This window comes from Methanobrevibacter sp. UBA417 (genome assembly GCF_002508845.1).
Taxonomy (GTDB): domain Archaea; phylum Methanobacteriota; class Methanobacteria; order Methanobacteriales; family Methanobacteriaceae; genus Methanobrevibacter_A; species Methanobrevibacter_A acididurans.
In genome coordinates this window covers 16663-21399 of record NZ_DAZC01000037.1, presented here as the reverse complement: position 1 = coordinate 21399, position 4737 = coordinate 16663, and the positions used below count along the sequence as shown (strand labels likewise).

The window sequence follows — 4737 nt, the reverse complement described above, 5'->3', positions numbered from 1 at the left end:
TTTTACTGTGAAGATTAAAGCAGATATAAAAATAGAATATAAGAAAAGTGAAGATGCAGAAATATCTTATCAATCGTTAAAAGTAGATGATGATGAAGGGTACTGTAAATCAACTATTACAGATAATATTATAAATTATAAAATTACAAGTGAAAATTTAGGCAGTTTCTTAAGCACCAGTGATGATTTAATAGCATCTGAGATACTTGTTGAGAAAATACTTGAAAAATCACAACTAAATACAGAAAAAAAATTTTAAGGGAGAATGTGGAAGAAAATGAAATTCACACTCAAAGGAGAAATTACCTTTAGTAAAGATGCAACAGAAGCTAAAGAAGATATTCAAAGCTTCATAGATGATGCGAATAAAGAATTATTACTCCGTGGTTTAGGAAATGAAACCCCAGAAGCAGGAGCACAAATTACTGATTGGAATATTACTGGTGATAAATTAAACTTAACCATTAAATCTGGTCATAAAATACGTGCACATGACGGATTATTACGTTTAAAAAATCCATTAAGTAAAATTGTTGGTAAAAAATATCATTTAGGTGTACGTGACATGCACATAGACACCTATGAAATAAGCATACCAACTGATGAGTATAGTTTTAATAAGGATGCAGCTTTAAAATTCGAACAAATCCAAGATATCCAGGAAGAAGATAATTTTGTATGTTTCACAATTAAAGATATTAATGAATCTGAAATTAAAAAACAAACCATTAATCGTATTATAAAACAGGTAGCTACTAAGGAAGAGTTAACTGATGAAAATGGTGAACAATTAGATTTAACCTACAAGATGAACAGTACACCAGGTGAAATAGTTTACAGAAGTGATAAATTCGAATTACACCCTGTAGATGATGTGACCGAAGAAGCATTAAAACTTGGATGGGTTAAACAATTCCCTGGAAAAGGACAATGGTTCTATGGACCAAAAATGACCGCACTTGAACGAGCAATAGAAAGCATCCTCGTGGAAAAAGTATTAGATAAACTTGACTTCCAAGAATGCTTATTCCCAAAACTCATACCATTCGAAGTATTAGATAAAATGAAATACTTAGAAGGCCTACCTGAAGGAATGTACTATGTAAGCGCACCAAAAAGAGACCCTGAAGCATTTGATAAATTCAAACAAGAATTAATCATTAACCATGAAATACCAATAGACCTCCTAAAAGATGGTTTAAAAGATCCAGGATATGTTAATGCTGCAGCACAATGCGAACCATTCTACGAATTCCTCTCACACGAAGTAGTTGATGAAAAAGACTTACCAATAAAATGTTTCGATAAAAGTGGATGGACCTACAGATGGGAAGGTGGAGGTGCAAAAGGCCTAGACCGTGTACATGAATTCCAACGAGTAGAAGCAGTATGGTGCGGAACCCCAGAACAAGTAGATAAAGTACGAGATGCTACACTCCTCTTATCCCAAGACTTAGCAAGTGAATTAGAACTTGAATGGTACACAGAAGTTGGAGATGATCCATTCTACCTTGAAGGACGAAAAGTTGAAAACCGTGGAATAGAATTCCCAGACGTGCCAAAATATGAAATGAGACTAGTAGTACCAAACCGTGACAAAGGAGTTGCAGTAGTAAGTGCAAACAATCATGGAACACACTTCGTAGAAGGATTCAGTATACAAGAAGCACACCAACACAATATTTGGACAGGTTGTACAGGTTTCGGATTAACACGTTGGTTATTCGGTTTCCTTGCACAAAAAGGATTCGATAAAGAAAACTGGCCAAAAATGGTGCTTGACCGCTTAAAAGATGCAAAAACACCTAAAGTTTTAACCTGGCCAAAACAATAAAACATGAATAACAATTATAGAAATTTAATATTTCTATAATTAATTTTTTAATTTAAACTTTTTCCATACTATTTTTATAATTATTTTCAATATTCTTTTAAAAATAAAATTCAATATCAAAATATTAAACCCACTAAGAATAGTTTAATACTTTTTAATTTGTTTAGATAATAATTTATAATCATAAGAGTTAACTATTCTTAATGAGGTTATGAAATATGAATTTAATTAACACTGAATCTAAATCATTGAAAAAAAATATTAAAGAAGCATTAAAAGCTTCAAAACATGTGAAATCTCAAGAAGGATATAGTATAATAAATTTAAATCATGACACTGCAATACCAAGAGATGATAAAGTAGACGATCACATAACACAAATTTTAAATGAAATTTTAAAAAATGATTTAATTAATAATAATTTTAAAAAAGAAGATATTGAAGATAATGTTTTAATTATGTTAGGTGAATTATCTTTATTTGATAAATCAGAATTAAACTCAGAAGAATTTGATAAAAAGTACAATATTGAAATTGATAAATTTAAAGATAAAATAGAGAATATTGCTGAAAAAGAATTTGATTATTACGATTTTACTTTTATTATAGAAAATTTAAGTATAGAACAAAATTTTTCAATAGGTAATGTTGAATTTTTCACTGTAAAAAGCATAGATAAAGAAAAAGAAAAAATAAATGAGGATAATTTTGATTTTTATAAACTAAAGTGTACTTATGCAAAAACAACCACATTTGGATCAAAGGAATATGCCACTATAAAAGCAGAATTCAATATTAAAATAGCTATAAATATTTTAAAATTATTTATAGACCCAAAATGCTACTTAAATTTTAATTTACAAGGATTCACTAATGATTTACCTAGTATTAAATATATTTCATATGCAGAAATAAAAAATATAACTTCTAGAAGTATGAATTGGCCATATAATAGCATCGATACTGAAATAGACAGTACATTTCTCAAGAAAAACAAACAACCTCTAAATTTTTTATCAACAATTGTAAAAAATGAAAAAAGAAATAATTTTGAGAATAAATTAATACATGCTATATACTGGTTTGGAGAAGCTATTTCTACACCAGTCCCAAAATTAGGAGATTTTCCAGAAAATAAACGTGCAAATTCAAACGATAATTTCGATTTTTTCAGTAGATATGAACAATTGTTAAAACTGATAATCTCATTAGAAACCGCTTTTGTAATTGATGAAAAAGATAAATCAGAAACTATATCTTTTAAAGTTGCAGATTTAATTGATAAAGAAGATTATAAAGATAAAATTAAATCATTTTTAAAAAGTATGTATATTACTAGATCCAAAATCGTTCATGGAGGAAGTGGTTATATTAGTTATGATAACTTGGATGATTTAATTTATTATACTAAATTAGCTTTAATAAATTTAACATTGAATTATGCAAATGAATTATCTTACACCAAATCCCATTAAGCTATTAAATTAACAAAAATACTAAAATTAAATTGGAGAATATAAATATAATTTTATGAATGAAATAATATTATGAAAAATTAATCTTCAACAAATTATAGAGCTATAATTCATATCCATCTAAACACCATAATATTATTTTTTCAGAAGATAATTATTAATTATTCCTTATTTTAGTATTAATTTTAAGGAGTAATGGGTAGTATAAAACAAACTTTAATAAAGAGTTTTGTTAAAGATATATAACATTAATAAGATTATATTATTAGTTATTTATAATTAAATATTAAAAAAATTTTTTTAAACCCCCTCATTTTATTTTAAAAAAAATAAATAATAAATTAAATAGTTATTGGAAGGGATAAAACATTAATTTTTCTCAGGGAAAAAAATAAATGGTTTGTTGGAGTGTTAGATTTAAATGAATTGTGAGAATCATCCAGATAGAGAAGCAGTGGCTAATTGTGCAGTTTGTGGTAAAGCAATATGTGAAGAGTGCCTTATAAAAATTGCTGGAAATACTTATTGTAAAGATTGTATTAATGAATTGGTTACTGAAAGTATAGTTGAAAAAGCTATGGGGAATAAGAATCCGGAACCTAGTATTGGTACTGGTGAAGTTGAAAGAAAACCTGCAAGTCAAAGTGATATTAGTACTGGTGAAGTTGAACCTGAATTAGAGGATGAGGCAGCTGAAGATGGGGATTATGACTTTGAAAACCAATTTGAAGAAGAAAATGAAGAGGTTAGTGTTTCTAATGGTGCTGGTAAGCATAAGTTCCGTTCTGCAGCTAAGATTTCAAGTATGCTTGAAGAGAAAGGTTTAACTGAGGAGTCTGCTTCATATTTAAATGAAGGAAAAGAGGAAGCAGCGAGTGATGATGTTTATAAGGTACCTGAGCCTGGAATGAAGGAGCCTGCAGTTTTCAAGGAAAGTGAGGTTGTAAGTGAGGGTGATGGTCCTGATGAAGAGTTAGAAGCTAAGTATGAGAAGTATTTAGAAGATCTTTATTATGATGAACCTGATAAAAGTGAAGAAAGTATTAGTGAGGAAGTTAAATCTGATAAACCTTTATCTCTTCAAGATCAATTAGCTATGGATGAAGCTGAAAATGGTCCTTTAACACGTAAACCTTTTATTAAAAAAGAGGAACCAGAAGATGATGATGATGAGGAAGAGGTAGAGGTAGCGGAAACTGTTACTAGTAGTATTGAGGATAGTTTTAATGATGGGACTTATACTAGTAGTTTAAGTGAAAGTGATGATGAGGATGTTATTGTTCCTGTTCACATGCAAAATAATAATGATAGTGATGATGGTTTAAGTTATGAGGAGATTCGTGAACGTATTCTTGAAGAGGAAGGTCATTTAAATAGTGAACCTGATACTGGTCGTGTTCAAAGTGCTTATGCTAATCAGCAATCTGA

4 protein-coding genes are annotated in these 4737 nt (G+C 29.0%); all 4 read left to right on the top strand.

The annotated features are described in order from the left end of the window. On the top strand, positions 1-259 hold a 259-nt coding region (locus BP769_RS08525; RefSeq protein WP_413862410.1), incomplete at its 5' end, for a KEOPS complex subunit Pcc1. A gap of 18 nt (positions 260-277) precedes the next feature. Further along, on the top strand, positions 278-1834 hold the full coding sequence (gene serS / locus BP769_RS08520; protein ID WP_413862408.1) for a serine--tRNA ligase: 1557 nt from the start codon (positions 278-280) through the stop codon (positions 1832-1834). Between the two features lie 218 nt (positions 1835-2052). Continuing rightward, on the top strand, positions 2053-3309 hold the full coding sequence (locus tag BP769_RS08515) for a hypothetical protein (protein ID WP_413862406.1): 1257 nt from the start codon (positions 2053-2055) through the stop codon (positions 3307-3309). A gap of 421 nt (positions 3310-3730) precedes the next feature. Then, a partial coding sequence (locus BP769_RS08510) for a B-box zinc finger protein (protein ID WP_413862404.1) occupies positions 3731-4737 on the top strand: 1007 nt, incomplete at its 3' end.